Source organism: Methanonatronarchaeum sp. AMET-Sl (assembly GCF_029854155.1).
Classification (GTDB): Archaea; Halobacteriota; Methanonatronarchaeia; order Methanonatronarchaeales; family Methanonatronarchaeaceae; genus Methanonatronarchaeum.
Genome location: NZ_CP122958.1, coordinates 1,302,584 through 1,317,439 on the forward strand (window position 1 = coordinate 1,302,584; position 14,856 = coordinate 1,317,439).

The 14,856-nt window shown below is 35.8% G+C and carries 17 protein-coding genes; 4 read left to right on the forward strand and 13 right to left on the reverse strand.

Translation table 11 applies throughout. The features are described from left to right. Positions 1 to 24: 24 nt before the first annotated feature. From QEN48_RS06600 to QEN48_RS06620, 5 genes are all read right to left on the reverse strand, one after another. Entirely contained in the window at positions 25 to 1,209 is a 1,185-nt protein-coding gene (locus tag QEN48_RS06600) for a winged helix-turn-helix domain-containing protein (RefSeq protein WP_280108111.1), read from the reverse strand. A gap of 163 nt (positions 1,210 to 1,372) precedes the next feature. After that, on the reverse strand, positions 1,373 to 1,687 hold the full coding sequence (locus QEN48_RS06605) for a hypothetical protein (protein WP_280108112.1): 315 nt from the start codon (positions 1,685 to 1,687) through the stop codon (positions 1,373 to 1,375). Continuing rightward, positions 1,684 to 1,821 carry a hypothetical protein gene (locus QEN48_RS06610; protein WP_280108113.1) on the reverse strand — a complete coding sequence of 46 codons (138 nt, stop codon included), beginning with the start codon at positions 1,819 to 1,821 and terminating at the stop codon, positions 1,684 to 1,686. The genes QEN48_RS06605 and QEN48_RS06610 overlap by 4 nt, the downstream gene beginning before the upstream one ends. Before the next feature lie 2 nt (positions 1,822 to 1,823). Further along, positions 1,824 to 2,006: a hypothetical protein gene (locus tag QEN48_RS06615; RefSeq protein ID WP_280108114.1), complete on the reverse strand. Its 183-nt coding sequence runs from the start codon at positions 2,004 to 2,006 to the stop codon at positions 1,824 to 1,826. Next, positions 2,003 to 2,164, reverse strand: coding sequence for a ribbon-helix-helix domain-containing protein (locus QEN48_RS06620; protein WP_280108115.1), 162 nt, complete (start codon positions 2,162 to 2,164; stop codon positions 2,003 to 2,005). Before QEN48_RS06620 ends, QEN48_RS06615 begins: the two co-directional genes overlap by 4 nt. A gap of 116 nt (positions 2,165 to 2,280) precedes the next feature. Here QEN48_RS06620 and QEN48_RS06625 point away from each other — a divergent pair, with 116 nt between their 5' ends. Beyond that, a complete protein-coding gene (locus QEN48_RS06625) occupies positions 2,281 to 2,463 on the forward strand; it encodes a ribbon-helix-helix domain-containing protein (RefSeq protein ID WP_280108116.1) in 183 nt (60 codons plus the stop codon). A gap of 448 nt (positions 2,464 to 2,911) precedes the next feature. Then, entirely contained in the window at positions 2,912 to 3,934 is a 1,023-nt protein-coding gene (locus tag QEN48_RS06630; protein ID WP_280108117.1) for a nuclease-related domain-containing protein, read from the forward strand. A gap of 326 nt (positions 3,935 to 4,260) precedes the next feature. Here QEN48_RS06630 and QEN48_RS06635 read toward each other — a convergent pair whose 3' ends face one another. From QEN48_RS06635 to QEN48_RS06645, 3 genes are all read right to left on the reverse strand, one after another. After that, complete coding sequence (locus QEN48_RS06635) at positions 4,261 to 4,677, reverse strand: hypothetical protein (RefSeq protein ID WP_280108118.1); 417 nt, start codon at positions 4,675 to 4,677, stop codon at positions 4,261 to 4,263. Positions 4,678 to 4,751: 74 nt separating this feature from the next. Continuing rightward, entirely contained in the window at positions 4,752 to 5,489 is a 738-nt protein-coding gene (locus QEN48_RS06640) for a DUF2270 domain-containing protein (RefSeq protein ID WP_280108119.1), read from the reverse strand. Between the two features lie 1,223 nt (positions 5,490 to 6,712). After that, positions 6,713 to 7,006: a DUF3243 family protein gene (locus QEN48_RS06645; RefSeq protein ID WP_280108120.1), complete on the reverse strand. Its 294-nt coding sequence runs from the start codon at positions 7,004 to 7,006 to the stop codon at positions 6,713 to 6,715. Between the two features lie 730 nt (positions 7,007 to 7,736). Here QEN48_RS06645 and QEN48_RS06650 point away from each other — a divergent pair. After that, positions 7,737 to 8,375, forward strand: coding sequence for a hypothetical protein (locus QEN48_RS06650; protein WP_280108121.1), 639 nt, complete (start codon positions 7,737 to 7,739; stop codon positions 8,373 to 8,375). 80 nt (positions 8,376 to 8,455) lie between these two features. Here QEN48_RS06650 and QEN48_RS06655 read toward each other — a convergent pair whose 3' ends face one another. Then, a complete protein-coding gene (locus tag QEN48_RS06655; RefSeq protein WP_280108122.1) occupies positions 8,456 to 9,679 on the reverse strand; it encodes an ABC transporter permease in 1,224 nt (407 codons plus the stop codon). Beyond that, positions 9,676 to 10,389, reverse strand: coding sequence for an ABC transporter ATP-binding protein (locus tag QEN48_RS06660; RefSeq protein WP_280108123.1), 714 nt, complete (start codon positions 10,387 to 10,389; stop codon positions 9,676 to 9,678). Before QEN48_RS06660 ends, QEN48_RS06655 begins: the two co-directional genes overlap by 4 nt. A 570-nt stretch (positions 10,390 to 10,959) precedes the next feature. Between QEN48_RS06660 and QEN48_RS06665 the strand changes: the two genes are divergently transcribed. After that, positions 10,960 to 11,253, forward strand: coding sequence for a hypothetical protein (locus QEN48_RS06665; protein ID WP_280108124.1), 294 nt, complete (start codon positions 10,960 to 10,962; stop codon positions 11,251 to 11,253). A 2-nt stretch (positions 11,254 to 11,255) separates the two neighbouring features. Here QEN48_RS06665 and crtI read toward each other — a convergent pair whose 3' ends face one another. The 3 genes from crtI to QEN48_RS06680 are packed head-to-tail and all read right to left on the reverse strand — an operon-like array spanning position 11,256 to position 14,855. Next, positions 11,256 to 12,728: a phytoene desaturase family protein gene (crtI, locus tag QEN48_RS06670; protein WP_280108125.1), complete on the reverse strand. Its 1,473-nt coding sequence runs from the start codon at positions 12,726 to 12,728 to the stop codon at positions 11,256 to 11,258. A 16-nt stretch (positions 12,729 to 12,744) separates the two neighbouring features. After that, on the reverse strand, positions 12,745 to 13,341 hold the full coding sequence (locus QEN48_RS06675; protein ID WP_280108126.1) for an isoprenylcysteine carboxylmethyltransferase family protein: 597 nt from the start codon (positions 13,339 to 13,341) through the stop codon (positions 12,745 to 12,747). Continuing rightward, complete coding sequence (locus QEN48_RS06680; RefSeq protein WP_280108127.1) at positions 13,338 to 14,855, reverse strand: aldehyde dehydrogenase family protein; 1,518 nt, start codon at positions 14,853 to 14,855, stop codon at positions 13,338 to 13,340. Before QEN48_RS06680 ends, QEN48_RS06675 begins: the two co-directional genes overlap by 4 nt. Position 14,856 lies beyond the last annotated feature (1 nt).

Below are 14,856 nucleotides of genomic sequence, written 5' to 3' on the forward strand. Positions count from 1 at the left end.
TTTAATCATCTCTTAAATTTTTTTTCAATAATACATCCCATTAAAATCCAAATCTTCATCAACACAAACCTCCTCAACCCCTTCATCACAACTCCTATCATTTAACTGAGTTAATTCTGACATAGCATCATTCAAATCTTTAAGAACCTTAGCAAGATTTTTTTGAGTTTCCTTAAACTCCAAAATCTCTTCTCCCTTATCACGTTGAGAAATAAAATCAAACTGTAACTCCTCAACTAACTCACGTAGTTTAAGGTCAAGTAGTTGTTCAGTTACAATTCCCTGGGAACGTAGCGCCCGAACCAAACCGAGATCTTGAGCCAAAGTCCGAAGACCCTCAACCTCAGCCTTCATTCCTGGTAGTGGTGAGTGATCAAGCCAACCATCCGGCAAATCCTTGAGAGCTAACCTAACACCATTCCGAGTCTTAGAGAGCCGTACTTTGTCTTCTCCATAGTTGAATGCATACTCCCGTTTCTGAGTCCAACCCTCAAAACCAATATTATTTAGGGCTCCGATTTTTAGTTGGCCGTTGGACTCCAACCGCAACCTCTTCAAAAAAGAAACAAACATATTTTTAGTTCGCTCCAACACCCTTTCCTCCTCTTCCTCAAAAGGAAATACTAGGCCCTCATTAGATTCAATTGTGTTGGTGAGGTCTATTGGAGCCCTATACCGATTATCTGGCAATTTCTTAACCAAGCCAGATTTTGTGGTAACCCGGATCTCATATTCACCAAACCTAAATAAATAATCAGTACGATTATAAGGACTATCATCAACCCGATAAAAAAACTTCAGGCCCGGTAATTTATCCCGGCCATCCTCAAGTTGACTATGCAACTGGTTCAAGTTGGAGAATTTGATTAGGGCTCCATGTATCTCCAACAAAGGATTCTCCGCTGTCGCCTGCACCCCCGGTGCAAAACCATTGGTATGCGGTATATTATCGAGTAATATTTTGTATTGTACTGGTTTTGTGTTCCCGGTTCTCTCGATTATTTGGAGTTTTTCCAGTTTCTGTGCACTCCGATAAACACCAGAAATTGTTAAATTCAATTGGTTTGCTATTTGGGTGAGATAATAACCTTGATTTAATAGGTAGAGGAGTTTGCGGTCTGTTTGGTTTAGGTTGTATAGTTGGAGTCTGGTTTGTTTGTTTTGGTTGTTTTTTGTGTGGTTAGGGGGCTGTCTTGACAGGTTTTTCACCCCCAATTCAAGTTAGACCAAAAAACTGTTTTAATAGCTTTTTTGTTTGTTTCTTGGTTTTTGTGGTGTTTTTGTTTCAAGTTAGTGGGGTGTTTTTCTAGGTGTTTTTGGGTGGGGGGTGTCATTGAATTCAAGTTAGGTTTGAAATTTTTTTGTTGTTGGGTCATTTTTCTTGCATTTTTTGTCTGATTTTTTGTTCTTCTTGTTTTCTGTGTTGTTTTGTTTTTGGTGTGGCTGGGTATTTTCCTTGTTGTTGTAGTTTTTGTCTTGTTCTTCTGATGGATTCGAGTGCTGGCATTTCCTGTAATTCTTTTTGGCCGATTGTGATCTGGTAGTAATCATGTGTGTAGTTGTATTTTGCGTATCCGAGTTTTTCTAATACCAGTAATGTTAGGTAGGTGTCGTTGTTTCTGGCTTTTTGGTTGTTTTGGAGTGTTTGTTCGACTGTTGCTCGGACTGTTTGGAGGTCTTGGTTCATTTTTTGTCTCTTTTTTTGTTTCTCATGTTTGGTTCTGTGAGTTTGCGGCCCTCTAATATCTTGGCGATTTTTGGTTGTTCGAGGAGGCATGTGTGTCTTGTTTCTCCGAATGATTGGTAGATTGCTTTTCCCATGTTTAGCCTCGGGTTTTGGTTTTTTGTTTTTGGTTTTTGGTTGGGTTTTTGATTGTTTGTGGTTGGTTGAGTATTTGGTGTTTTTTGTCTTGTGCTTCTGCTAGTAGTAGTGCTGATTTTAGTTTTTTTAGTGTGTCTTGGCCGTGTTTTAGGTAGTGTTTGTGTGCTTCTTGGTCTATTTTCATTTTTTGTCTCCTTGTTGTTCTATGTGTTTTCGGACTGCGTGGCGTATTAGTTCTGATCTGCTTGTGTATTCTGTTTCGATTTGTTGGATTTGTTGTATGAGTTGTTTTGGGAATTTTACGTTGATTTGTTTTGTTTCCATACCTTTTTGTATAACCATATTTATACAACCTCTATAGGTATGGTGTGCCCAAACAATATATAAACATTTCTATACCACTGTTATACAAACATAAATGAAAACCCTTAACCATAGTAAAACCATAGTATAACACAATGACAAAAAACAAAGGACAACAAATCAACGTAAGATTCAACCAATACACAATAGAAAAAATAGAAAAACTAATACAACAAGGAAAATTCCCAAACAAAAGCGAACTAATAAGAACAGCCGTACAACGACTAATAACAGAACAAGAACTACAAACAAAACACCAAAACAAAACAAAAGAATAACACAACAAAAAATAAAGCAAAAATCAAAAAACCTAAATAATTTTTCTAGAAAATTCAATAAACAGTATGGACCTCATAACATCACCTATAATTGGCAACACACTCCAACCATATGATTTAGTAGGTGTGATGCTTTTTTTCATAATATTAATCATAGTTGTAGCATTACTTGTACTCCTTAAAGAACCCCTTCGATGGTTGAAAAATAGATAACACACTAATTTTTTGGGTAAAATCAATTTCTATCTTTTTAAAGAACCACAAAAATAAAAATCTAGAACTAATAAAAAATCCAATTAAAACCCAAATCTGTATGGCTAACCGATATCTAAAATGGAGATTTACCTAAATCCAATGATGTTAGATTTTGTAGGTTCAATCGGTTTTATATGAAAGTTCTCTATCTTTATAGGAACCTATAAACTTGATGAAGTTTTAGTTATTTTTTATGGCTGAGATATATGGAATTCCCGAGAGCGAAAAAGAAATACTTCAAAAATCCCCTAGCTGTGTTGCGAATTTTGAAGATATCGGCCGTATCCATAACCAAGTGAATGAAAAGCTTGAAAAAAGGAAAGAAAAATTTCAAAATAAATTGCCTGAAGAAATAAAGAAAGAGCAAAAAACTTTAAAGGAAATTAAGAAATCCATCGAAAAAACAAGACATGAACATGAAAACAAAATAAGTCAAATCAAAAGCGAAATCAAACAAAAAAAGAACAACAAAAAATGGCTATCCATAATACCAAGCTACATAAAAATAATCCACCAAAAATACATATCAAAACCTCTAAACATTCACAAATACCAAAAATCAATGACTAAACAACGAAAAAAACTCAAAACACTAAAAGAAAACCCCGAACAAATCTTCAAAAAACAAGAAAACAAACTAATTGAAAAAACTAGAGAACTAAAAGAACTTAAAAGCAACCCCTTCTATAAAGGAGCTTATGGCGAAATAAAAACCCTCAAGGAACTATCAAAACTCAACAATAAATATAAGGTTCTATGTGGACTTAACATCGAACTAGACCACTATATAAAATACAACGGAAAACATAACCTAAAATCCGCACAAATGGATTTCGTAGTAGTCTCTCAGAAAGGAATATTCCTAATCGAAGTAAAAAACTGGAGCAACCAATACCTCAACAAAAACAAAGGAATAACCCCTCATGAACAACTTGACAGAGCAGGAAAAACACTGTACATATACCTAAACTCCCAATTAAACCAAAACAACACAAACATAGACACTAAAAAAAATATAGATTTGAATGGAAAAAACCTAACCAAAATACTCGTCCCAATCCAAAACAACATGAACTACAACAAAAACTACAAATACGTATTTGTAAAAAACCTAACACAACTAAACAACTTCATAACAAACAGAAAAACAGTATACAGCCAAAAAGAAACAAAAATAATAACAAACGCCCTAAAAAACCACATAACAAAAAAATAAAGAAAATAAAGGCGAGTTGGATGTTTTATGTAAATTTTACTTTGTTTGGTTCTTAAAATTTACATATCTCAGTTTTTTTGTTTAAAAGAAAAAAATATAAATAGTATTAAATTATAGCTCTTGTTAGTTAGAAATAGAAGAATAAGAACCTGACAAATCGCTCTCGGCCAGGGCTTAAACATTAAGGTTCATATCTCTCATTATATATCCAAAAACGTATATACATCCTAAAGACTACCGAGTAAAAAAAGCTAATAAAACCAGAAAAAAACTTCTATGGATCTACTTTATTTTCATATTTCTTCTCCTTTTTTTCTGTTATCTTTTTATTTTTGATTTATATTTTCATTACTTATCATTATTTTGTAACCAGCGAGCATTAAACCAAAACCGACAATGAGAAGAATTACACTAGCCAACAAATATGCTGTTTGAACAGTTGCAGAGGTAATGCCGCCTATTTCGGTAAAACCGAATATGCCGAAAATTATAAAAAAGATACCTATGATTAAAATAGCTATACCTTTGAATGTTGATTTTATAGCTCCCATAACATTTAAAAATTTCTTAAAAGGACTAGTTATAACTTTCGGAGAAAAGGTTTTTTGGAGTTGTTGTTTTTTATTCCCATATTTTTCTTTGTTTATGGAGGAGATTTTGGATACTGGGTTGTTAGGTTGTTGGTCCATCCAATGGGTTTTTGATTTTTTGGGTTCTGTCGTGTTTTTTGTCGCTTTTTTCATGTAATGTTTCGATAAAATTTTGTAGGGTTTTAGGTGGAGTATGGCTGTGGAGTTTGGGGAATTGATTTTGCCAACTAATTTGATTTTTTCTCTGAACTTTTCTTATCTTTTTCTTGCTGTCCGAACGTTTCTAGGTGATCTTTTGAGGCGAACTTCTCGTTTATTTCTCTTTCTCTTGGTCTTCCTTTGGCTTCTCTTTCGGAGGAGGTGATGAAGAAATAGAGCGTCGAACCGATTACGCTTCCAAGAACAATTCCGAATATGAATACGCCGGCGAGAGGTTCTAGAGGTCCTGCAATTCTCTGGAAAAATTCATTCCAGGTGGTGGCATGTTCAGGGTGGATATAGACCTTACCTATCCAGGCCCCTATGAATACCATTATTAGCCATATGTATATCCTCTTTAGCCTTCTTTTCATAGCTTCTTGCCATGTGATTTTATAGTGTGGGAATCTGAAGTCTTCCGAAAGTGCTTTGGTCCATCTCTCGTCTATGTCATTTTCTCGGTCGAAGAACTTTGAGAGGAACGTCTCCTCTAGCGCTCTGACTCTCCCTCTCCACTTGTCGAAATTTCTGTATCTCCTGGCCTCAGTGAAAAGCATTATGTATATAAGAAAGAGGCCTGCTAGAACGGCCCAGTGTGGGACGTTAGGGTTGGCGAGGGCAAAAGTTATTATACCGGAGGTGATCACTATTGCCCAGTTTGTGGTTTTGTCCATCCGTTGTCTCCAGCTATTGGTTCTTTGGAGCTCTCCACGGTAGACATGCATTATGACGTTCGTGTCCAGAGAATCCAGTTTTTCCCAATCCATCCTTATTTCCTCTTTATCTAAAGAGATAAATTTTTTTGACTGCAGAAACTTCTCTAACACTCTTCATTTTAATGTATTCATATCTTTCTTTTCTCCAGTTCATCTATCTCAACCTATATATCGCCGTAATCCCTTTTTTATTTATTAAACTCGTTTTATTCTCTTTTTTATCCTCTATCTTACCTTTTATTTGTTCTAGATTACTTCCCACATCTTAAATATGTATTAATTTATGGTATTTATTTGTTGTTTTGTCTTGAACATATTCTAGAGTAGTCGCAATATCTACATTTCCATTGGTTTTCTCTATCTACAGGTTTAGGTTTTCTTTCATCTTTCCAATACTATGAAATGAACTCTAAACTCCTTTTTTTCAAATTTGATTTCTTTTTTTATCGATAAGTTCTTCGGATTCCAGATGTATATATCAGATTCTGATTGTTTCAGAGAATGTTGTAAAGAATGTGGCATTAATCGAAAAATAGTTTAACTGGCTCTTCTATTTGGTTAGCTTGGATTTCAAGCGAGGTGTTTTCCCTAAGTTCACTGCAGAAATCACTGGTATCTTCTCTTGGTTAAGGTGATATGAATCAATAATCTATTTGTAACTGAATCTAGTGTTTATTATGTTGCTTAGTACTTTCAATTGACATCCTCCCCGCGCTAAAGCATGGGGATTTCCCCCCCCAAACTTTCTTAATATTGGTTGTATTTTTTTTCGGGTGAGGTATTGAGCTATTTCGGTGTCTATCCCAACTTTTGCTCCTGTTGATTAGATTTTCTGGTCTTTCAGTAGGTTTAGGTTTTGTTTTTTTGGGTAATGTTCAGGTTTATCCATAAGGTTGATTTTTAATGTATTATTCTACCTAAAAAGGCTGTTTATTTACATCAATAGTTAGTTCTTAGTTTGCTTTAGTAAAGTATTGGAGAGGTGAGATGGGTTAGATTGGGGTTTGGTTGGTTTGTTGTTTCTTTATTGGTCAATTGGAGATATTATTTAATTTACTATTTTCTTAAAAAGAGGTTTAGAGTGTATATTTTTTTATTTAAAGTTTTATTTGGAATTTAAATGTTGGTTTATGTTAATGTTTTATATTGTTATAGTAGGGTTGATTGTTTTTTTTTGGTTAGTTGGGTGTTTGATAGTTTTAGGTTTATTTAGAGGTTCTTTATAAGCGAACTATTTTTGTTAAATAATTAAAAAAGGGTTGGAGGAGAGTTTTTTATTTTTCTCTCTCGTCTAGTAGTTTGAAGAATACTGAGGTCATTGCTTCTCTTTCTTCTTCAGATGCAACGTTCCAGAGGTCTTTCATTAATTGTTCTTCTGGAGTGGAGGCACATACGCTTTTTGAAAGGTGGTCTGCAAGTCTTTTACCTACTTTCTGAATTCTTTCTTCGGACATACCGAGTTTTTCAGCTGTTTTAACGCCTTTCCGGAGCCTATCGAGCCAAGCATCCCAATCTTCAGTTAGATCCATAGATTTAATACATGCATCTTCTTCTTTTTTTAAACTCATAGTACTTACAAATTGATAAGTTATAATTTATATAATTAACGTAAATTTCTTAAAATATTTAGTAGTTTTAATTATTTTTTAGTTGGCATTATCTTCTAAATCTTTTTTTTTAAAAAAGTTTGTATGTTTTGAAGTGGTTAAGGAGATTAGGTGTCCTCTAAGGTCTTAGGTCATTGGGTCCCTATCACTTCTTTTATTTTTTTGGTCTCGGTTTATAGATGATGCAGATGGATGTTGTGGGGTCACGGTTTTCTTTTTGTTGTAGGTTTCGAGGTAATTTAAAAATCTTTCTTGAGATAGAAGAGGATGGTGTAATTGTTTAGAGTTTTTAGAACATCTTTTAGTGTTATTAATTCGGATAGAGCCTTTTTTATCGAGATTTGTAGTCCAATGACCCCTTTACTTTATCGTTCTGAGTCTGTTTTTCCGAGCCTTAAGAACTTGGGGGCGTTACTCGAAACTCTGAAAAGACATTTATCGTTATTTATTTTAATAGTTGGATTTATTTTTTTGTGTTTTTTGTTATTTAGTTGTATTTTTGTATTTAGTTGTTTGGTTTTTATAGTTGGTTTATTTTTGTCTAATTGGATAAATATAAGTATTGATGTCTTAATAATTAGTGTTAAAGGGGGAAATTGCTAGAATGTATTTTAATAAAACGAGATTGTTTTCTATTGCAATCACTGCACTACTGGTTTGTGCTGCTTTCGGCGCAATAGGTGGATCAGTGATGGCAGAAAACAATGAAGAAGAACTTGAGTTAGAGTTAGAGATAATAACAGAGAAAGTTGACCGGCTTGTTAATGAAGATATTGATTTTCAGGTGACTGCTGATGATGAAGGTGTTGAAGATGTTACTATTTCTTATAACGATGAGGAAGTTGTTACCGATGCAGGTGGTAATGCAACATTAACATTTGATGAAGCAGGGACTTGGACATTAACTGCAGAGAAAGAAAATTATGTAAATGACTCTGTAGAATTAACGGTCTGGACAAACTCAACCGAAATGGATCTTGATTTAGAAGTGCTTACCGATCAAGATGATTGGGTTGAAGGAGAGGAATTAACTTTCCATGTTACCGCTGATAATGAATCAGTTGAAAACGCAACTGTCTCGTTTAACGATCAACAGGCTGTTACCGATGCAGGTGGTAATGCAACATTAACATTTGATGAAGCAGGAACATTTGAAGTGACAGCGGAGAAAGACGATGAAACGGTGGATAATGAGCTTTTTGTTTATAATGATGCCACGGTTGAAGTAGAAATTGAAGAAACACCTGGATTTACAGTTATCCTTGCATTGATTGCTTTAGTTGGTGCTTTGGCAGCGGTACTGATAGTTAGAAACCGAACGCGAAGTTGAATAAAAAATTAGGTTAAGGTTTAGATGGGTCTTTTTTTATGGGCCCAAAACAACCTTCCTTTATTTTTTTGTTTTCTGGTTTATTCTGTTCTTAGTGCTATTATTGGGTCTACTTTTGCTGCTCTCCATGCTGGATATAGTCCTGAGGCTATTCCAACTGCTATACCTACTATGACTGCTATTGTTATCCAGTCAAGTGGGTATACCATCGGCCATCCCATCAGGTTTGTTCCAAGCCATCCTACTCCAAGGCCTAGTGCTACGCCTACTGCTGCTCCTACTATTCCTAGTATTGTTGATTCAACTAGGAATAATTGAATTATGTCTCTGTTTTTTGCTCCAACTGCTTTCATTATTCCTATTTCTCTTGTTCTTTCTACTACGCTGACTATCATGATGTTGGCGATTCCTATTGCTCCTACTACTAGTGCTATTCCGGCTATTCCTACTACGAATATGGTTACTTGGTCTATTATATCTACAATCTGTGCTATCAAGTCATCTAGTGTCTGTACGACTATTTTTTCGTCTTCGCCTTTTAGTTGGCTTGCATCGGATTCCATTGTTAAGTATTGTGTGACTGAGTCTTTTACAGTTGGTAGTTCTTCTATTGAGGTTGCTCCGATCCATATGAATGGGTATGCCAGGTCGTTTGTTCCTCTTGGGGTTTCAACAGAGATTGAGTAGTGTGGGTCGATTGGTACGTATATGGCTGGTGGAACTCCCATGAAGTCCTCTTCTATTATTCCTGTTATGTTGAGGGTTGTTGTTCCTCTGTCTGTTGTATATGATATTGTGTCTCCTACTTTTATTTCTCCATAGTAGTTGAATAGTTGGTTGTTTATTACGGCTTGGTTGGTTGCTTGTTGGAATGATTCACCTTCGATGAAGTTTTCATATGTGAACATTTCTGGTGTTGTTGCTTGGACCTGTATGGTTCCGGTCATTTTTTTATCGCCATATGAGGTTTGTATTGCCGGTATTATTCCCCATGGGGCTGCGAAATCAACTCCCTGTATTGCTTCTATCTGGTTTATGTCGTGTTCTGTGTATATTGGAGAGGTTCCGTACATTATTCCAAATCCGCCTGGCACTGGAATTTCTGTTTGAACTAGTAATGTTGGTGCATCGCTATATAATTCGTCGAACTCTCCTGTTATGCTGTCTGAGAACCCTCCTCCGAGCACCATAAATGTGATTACGGCTCCGATACCGATTATGACTCCGAGTGATGTTAGGGTTGAACGGAGTTTGTGGGAGCCGATTGTACGGATGCTTATTTTCAATGCTTCTAGAGGTCTCACTTGGCTTCACCTTTCACTTCTATTGACTCAATTTTTCCATCAACCATATGTATGGTTCTTTCAGCGTGTTCTGCGATTTCTTTTTCGTGTGTTACTAATAGTATGGTTCTTCCTTCTTTATGCAGTTCTTTAAATAGGTTCATTATGGAGTTTCCGGTGGTTGTGTCTAGGTTTCCGGTTGGTTCGTCTGCCAGGATTAATGTTGGATCGTTTATTAAGGCTCGAGCTATGGCTACTCTCTGTCTTTGTCCACCTGAAAGTTGGTTTGGCCTGTGGTCTGCTCTTGTTTCTAGTCCAACAGTCTTTAGTAGTTTCTTTATCTTTTTGTCGTTGGTTTTAAGAGGATTTTTTGTGAATTGTGTTGGTAGTGTGATGTTTTCTGCTGCTGTTAGTCTTGGCATCAAGTTGAATGTCTGGAAAACAAAACCGATGTTTTTGCTTCTTATTTTCGATCTTTGTTTAGAGTTGGTTTTACTGATGTCTTCTCCATCTATTATGAGTTCTCCACTGTCAGGTGTATCTAGACATCCTAAAACGTTTAATAGAGTACTTTTTCCAGAACCACTTGGACCCATTACAGCTGTATATGAGCCTTTTGGTAGTTCGAGAGAAACTCCATCAAGTGCATGTACAGGTTCTCCCAGATAATATGTCTTACGTAGGTTATCTGCAGTTACAGCTAATTGTTTTTGTATATTTACCTGATTCATTAAATTCTCCTTTTCAATCTATTGGTTATTGCAAAACGAATCCAACCTATATCCATTCATTATAGAAAACAACTTCTATAAATCTATAAAGACTATTTAAAACAGTTCGAAATCGTTAATTATCTTTATAAATTATTTAAATAACTTAATAAAGAACATTACACTATATGGATTAGTTAAATATAAATATATCGATTATAAGACATTTATAACAATTCAATAAACCTATAAATAAATAAAAATACCTTAAAACCTATATAAAAGAATTTAAATAACTTAATATTAATAAATAATTTATCTAAAAAATAGAATCATTAATTTACAATTAAACTACGTTTTACTTATTCACAATATCTCGTTCCTTTACACACCAAAAAAAAAGGGTTTTGACCTCGATTTTGAATTAAAAAAACAATATTCAAACATAAAACAGATAAACTCTAAAAAAAATAACAATAAATAATTCAGTAATTATTTAATTGGAGTAATTGCTTAGCTTTATATATAAAAATAAGAAACTTAAAATAAGAGATTTAATGTTGTGGTTTATAAAAAAATGGGGTTTTTAGGTTGTGTTTAAAGCATAAATCTGTAGAGGAGTATATCTCTATTTATTGTAGTGAACTTGGGTTGTCTGATAAAATTAAGGGTAGGTGTCTTGAGGTTTATTCTAGTGCAGTTGATGGTGGTTTGTTTGCTTCTACTGGCCCTGCTTGCGTAGCTATCGCTGTTATTTATATGGCGGTAGATGTTTCTGGTTCTGAGTTGAGTTGTCAACGTGTTTTAGAGTTTGGTGTTGATGAAAAGAATATTCCTAGATATAGCATTGAACGGCGTTTGAGTTCTTTAAGGTCTTTGGGTTAGTTTTATTTGGTTTGGTTTATTTTTTTGGGTAGTTTTTGGCCTGATAGTGTTACCATTGGCATTCCTCCTCCTGGGTTTACGCTTCCTCCTACGAAGTATAGGTTTTGGTATTTCTGGCTTTTTTTGGGTGCTTTGAATCCTTTGTTAAGTTTTTTGTCGGATACTACTCCGTAGATTGATCCGTGGTTGGATTTGTATAGTTTTTTTATGTCTCTTGGTGTCCAGTGTTCTTCGTAGACTATGTGTTTCTGTAGGTCTTTGAGTCCCATTCTTTCTAGTTTGTTTAGGATTTTTTTCTTGAGTTGTTGGTATTCTTGGGGTGTTGGTGGGCTTTCTGTTAGGTGTGGTATGTGTGGTAGTATTTTTAGGTTGTCGTGGCCTTTTGGTGCGACTGTTGGGTCGGTTCTTTTAGGTGCTACTAGGTATATTGTGGGGTCGTCTGGTAGTTCTTGTTTTTTGAATACTTGTTGGAAGTGTTTTTCTTGGTTTTTTGAGAAAAAGAAGTTGTGGTGTTGGAGTTCTGGGTATTCTTTGTCGAGTCCTAGGTGTATTACTAAGCCACTGCATGATGCCATATATTTTTTGTCGTGTTGTTCTGCTATTTTTTTGTCTTTTGTTAGGTTTTTGTATGTTGGAACTGTCTCCATGTTTGAGATGAATATGTCTGCGGGTATTTTTTCGGAGTTATCTAGTACTGCATGTGTGATTTTGTTGTTTTTTGTTTTTAATTCCATGACTTCTATGTTTTTATGGAGCTGTATATCCTGTTTTTCTAGGAGTTTTTCTATTGCTTTAGCCAGGTTGTACATTCCTCCATCTATGTAGTGAAGACCGTATTTGTATTGGATGTGGGGTAGCATGTTGAGTACGGCGGGTGCGTGTATTGATGATGACCCTACGTATTTTATGAAGAACCCCATTATGTTTTGTAGGTATGGGTTGTCTATTCTTTTGTTTATTCCTTCTTGCATTGTGTGTAGGTAGTCGAATTTTTTGAGGGCTGTTATTCTTCCGTAATGGTTGGTTACTTCTTTCATTGTGTCGAGGCCGTGTTTGAAGTATCCTTGTTCTGCTGTTTGGTAGAGGTTTTTTGAGTATTCCATGTATTTCTGTAGTTGTTTTATGTCTTTTTGGGTTATCTCTGGGTTTTGATCCATTTTTTTGATTTGGTCGTGTAGGTCGATTGTTGTGTTGTCTTCGAAGAAACATCTCCATTGGGGGTCGAGTCTTGTTGTTGAGATGTGGTCGTATAGGTTTTCACCGGCCTTTTGGAATAGTTCTTCGAAGATCTGTGGCATGGTTAGTATGCTTGGCCCTAAATCGAATTTATATCCGTCGATTGTTTTTTGGTTTAGTTTTCCACCTATGTGGTTGTTTTTTTCATATATCTCTACTTGGTATCCATCTGTTGCGAGGGTGATGGCGGCTGAGAGGCCTCCAAGACCTGCTCCTATCACAAGGGCTTTTTCTTTCATATTAATTGCCTCTTTTTTAGTATATGGGGGGGATTAATCTGTGGCGTTTGTTTTTCCATTCTATATATCTCTGTCCTATCTCTTTTTCCATTGTTTTTTCTTCGTAATCCATTCTCCATTTAATTGTTGTTGTTATCAATATGGCTGTAATTATTAGGCCTGTTATTTGGCCGAGGATTATTGGTATGCTTATGGTTATTAATATGAGGCCTAGGTATGATGGATGTCGGATTTTTTTGTATGGGCCTTTTGTTATCAATTCTTGTTGTCTCTTGACCTTCACGGTTCGGTTGAAGTTTTTGCCTAATGTATGTAGTGACCAATATCTGATTGTTAGGCCGGCCGTGAATAGGGTTATTCCAATGTTTCTTGTTATGTTTAGGGGTTGGCCTGTTATGGTGGTGAACTCTATCATTGTTAGGGTTATTGATGTTATGATTGCGGTTATTATTGCTGTTAGGATTGAGTTGTATGATGCTTTGAATTGTTGTGGTTTTTGGTTGGGTTTTGATGGATATAACTTGAATTCGAGTAACCAAGTTGCGGTTAATATTGTTGTTATGATTGGTTGGGGTGTTGGTGTTAGTAGTTGGTTCAGTGTTGGGTCGATCATGTTTTTTTTATTAATTTTATTAGGTTGGTTATTTTTTTGATTGGGTTTATGTCTCCGTGGAGGGTTTCTATGGCTGTTTTTAATGTTTGTTTTTTGTTTTCTGTGTAGGGGAACCAGTTGAGTTCATTGCCTTTGTTTTTGTTTATCATGATTGATTTTGTGTGGCTGAATGTTTTTAGGCCTTCGGGGCCGTGGTATCTTCCTAATCCACTTTGTTTTACGCCTCCGAAGGGTAGTGTTGGGTTTCCGATGTTTTTCACTGCGTCGTTTATGTAGAGGTTTCCGGTATCTAGTTTACGGGCTATTTTCTGTGCGATGTTTTGGTTTTCTGTCCAGATGCTGGCGTTTAATCCATATTTTGTGTCGTTTGCAAGTTCGATTGCTTCGTTTATTGTGTTGTAGGTCATGATGGGCATTGTTGGTCCGAATGTTTCTTCTTGCATTATTTTCATTTTGTGGTTGGTGTTGGTGAGTATTGTTGGGGTGATGAATTGGTTTTTTCTTTCTCCCCCAACCTTTATTTCGGCGCCTTTTTCTTTTGCGTCCTTTATGTGCTCCATAACTATGTCGGCTTGTTCAGGTTTTGTCATAGGCCCTATATCTGAGTCTGAATCGATGCCTAACCTAAGTTTTTTTGTTTTTTCAATTATTTTATCTATAAACTGGTTTTTTATCTCTCTGTGTAGGTATACTCTTTCAATTGAAACACATATCTGGCCTGTGTTTGAGAAGGCTCCGTATACTGCTGCATTTGAAGCTCGTTCTATATCGGCGTCTTCACATACGATCATTGGGTCCTTGCCTCCTAGCTCTAGGGAGGTTGGGGTTAGGTTTTCTGCAGCGTTTTTTAAAACGGTTTTACCGACCTCTACGCTGCCTGTGAAGAATATTTTATTTGGATTGATTTCAACCAGTTTTTCACCGACCTCTTTACCACCCTGCAGTACGTGGACAAGGTCTTGGTCGATTTTGGATTCCTTTATCAATTTTCTTATTTCTTCTCCAACCAGTGGTGTTACTTCGGATGGTTTCAATAATACTGTGTTACCGGCCGCTAAGGCTGTTATCAATGGTATCATGGATAGTTGGAATGGATAGTTCCAGGGAGCGATAATTGACACAACGCCCATTGGGCTATATTGAACATATGATTTATTTTTACGGAAATGTATGGGGCTTTTTCTTTTCTGTTTTGAAAGAATTTTAGGGGCATTTTTGATATAATATTTATTCAAATCGAGTGTTGGTAATATATCAGCCATCAATGCCTCGTTTTCAGTTTTCCCCGTATCCAATGAGATAGTATCGGTTAAATCATCGGTTTTAGTTACAATTGTGGATTGTATTTTCTTTAATGACTCAACCCTGTCTTCAGGTGATGTCTCTCCCCACCTACCACTTGCCTTACGTGCCTTTTGATAGGCAGTCTCAATCTCTTGAGAACCAGCTGTTTCTACCTCTTTAATCACCTCACCAGTTAAGGGAGATCTTGCCTTTAAAGTCATCCTGTCCATA

What these genes read in the sequence shown, in the direction of transcription:
- QEN48_RS06605 (WP_280108112.1), bottom strand. Translation starts at nt 1,687, where the DNA reads ATGAACCAAGACCTCCAAACAGTCCGAGCAACAGTCGAACAAACACTC.
- QEN48_RS06610 (WP_280108113.1), bottom strand. Translation starts at nt 1,821, where the DNA reads ATGGGAAAAGCAATCTACCAATCATTCGGAGAAACAAGACACACATGC.
- QEN48_RS06615 (WP_280108114.1), bottom strand. Translation starts at nt 2,006, where the DNA reads ATGAAAATAGACCAAGAAGCACACAAACACTACCTAAAACACGGCCAA.
- QEN48_RS06620 (WP_280108115.1), bottom strand. Translation starts at nt 2,164, where the DNA reads ATGGTTATACAAAAAGGTATGGAAACAAAACAAATCAACGTAAAATTC.
- QEN48_RS06625 (WP_280108116.1), top strand. Translation starts at nt 2,281, where the DNA reads ATGACAAAAAACAAAGGACAACAAATCAACGTAAGATTCAACCAATAC.
- QEN48_RS06630 (WP_280108117.1), top strand. Translation starts at nt 2,912, where the DNA reads ATGGCTGAGATATATGGAATTCCCGAGAGCGAAAAAGAAATACTTCAA.
- QEN48_RS06635 (WP_280108118.1), bottom strand. Translation starts at nt 4,677, where the DNA reads ATGAAAAAAGCGACAAAAAACACGACAGAACCCAAAAAATCAAAAACC.
- QEN48_RS06640 (WP_280108119.1), bottom strand. Translation starts at nt 5,489, where the DNA reads ATGGATTGGGAAAAACTGGATTCTCTGGACACGAACGTCATAATGCAT.
- QEN48_RS06645 (WP_280108120.1), bottom strand. Translation starts at nt 7,006, where the DNA reads ATGAGTTTAAAAAAAGAAGAAGATGCATGTATTAAATCTATGGATCTA.
- QEN48_RS06650 (WP_280108121.1), top strand. Translation starts at nt 7,737, where the DNA reads ATGGCAGAAAACAATGAAGAAGAACTTGAGTTAGAGTTAGAGATAATA.
- QEN48_RS06660 (WP_280108123.1), bottom strand. Translation starts at nt 10,389, where the DNA reads ATGAATCAGGTAAATATACAAAAACAATTAGCTGTAACTGCAGATAAC.
- crtI (WP_280108125.1), bottom strand. Translation starts at nt 12,728, where the DNA reads ATGAAAGAAAAAGCCCTTGTGATAGGAGCAGGTCTTGGAGGCCTCTCA.
- QEN48_RS06675 (WP_280108126.1), bottom strand. Translation starts at nt 13,341, where the DNA reads ATGATCGACCCAACACTGAACCAACTACTAACACCAACACCCCAACCA.
- QEN48_RS06680 (WP_280108127.1), bottom strand. Translation starts at nt 14,855, where the DNA reads ATGGACAGGATGACTTTAAAGGCAAGATCTCCCTTAACTGGTGAGGTG.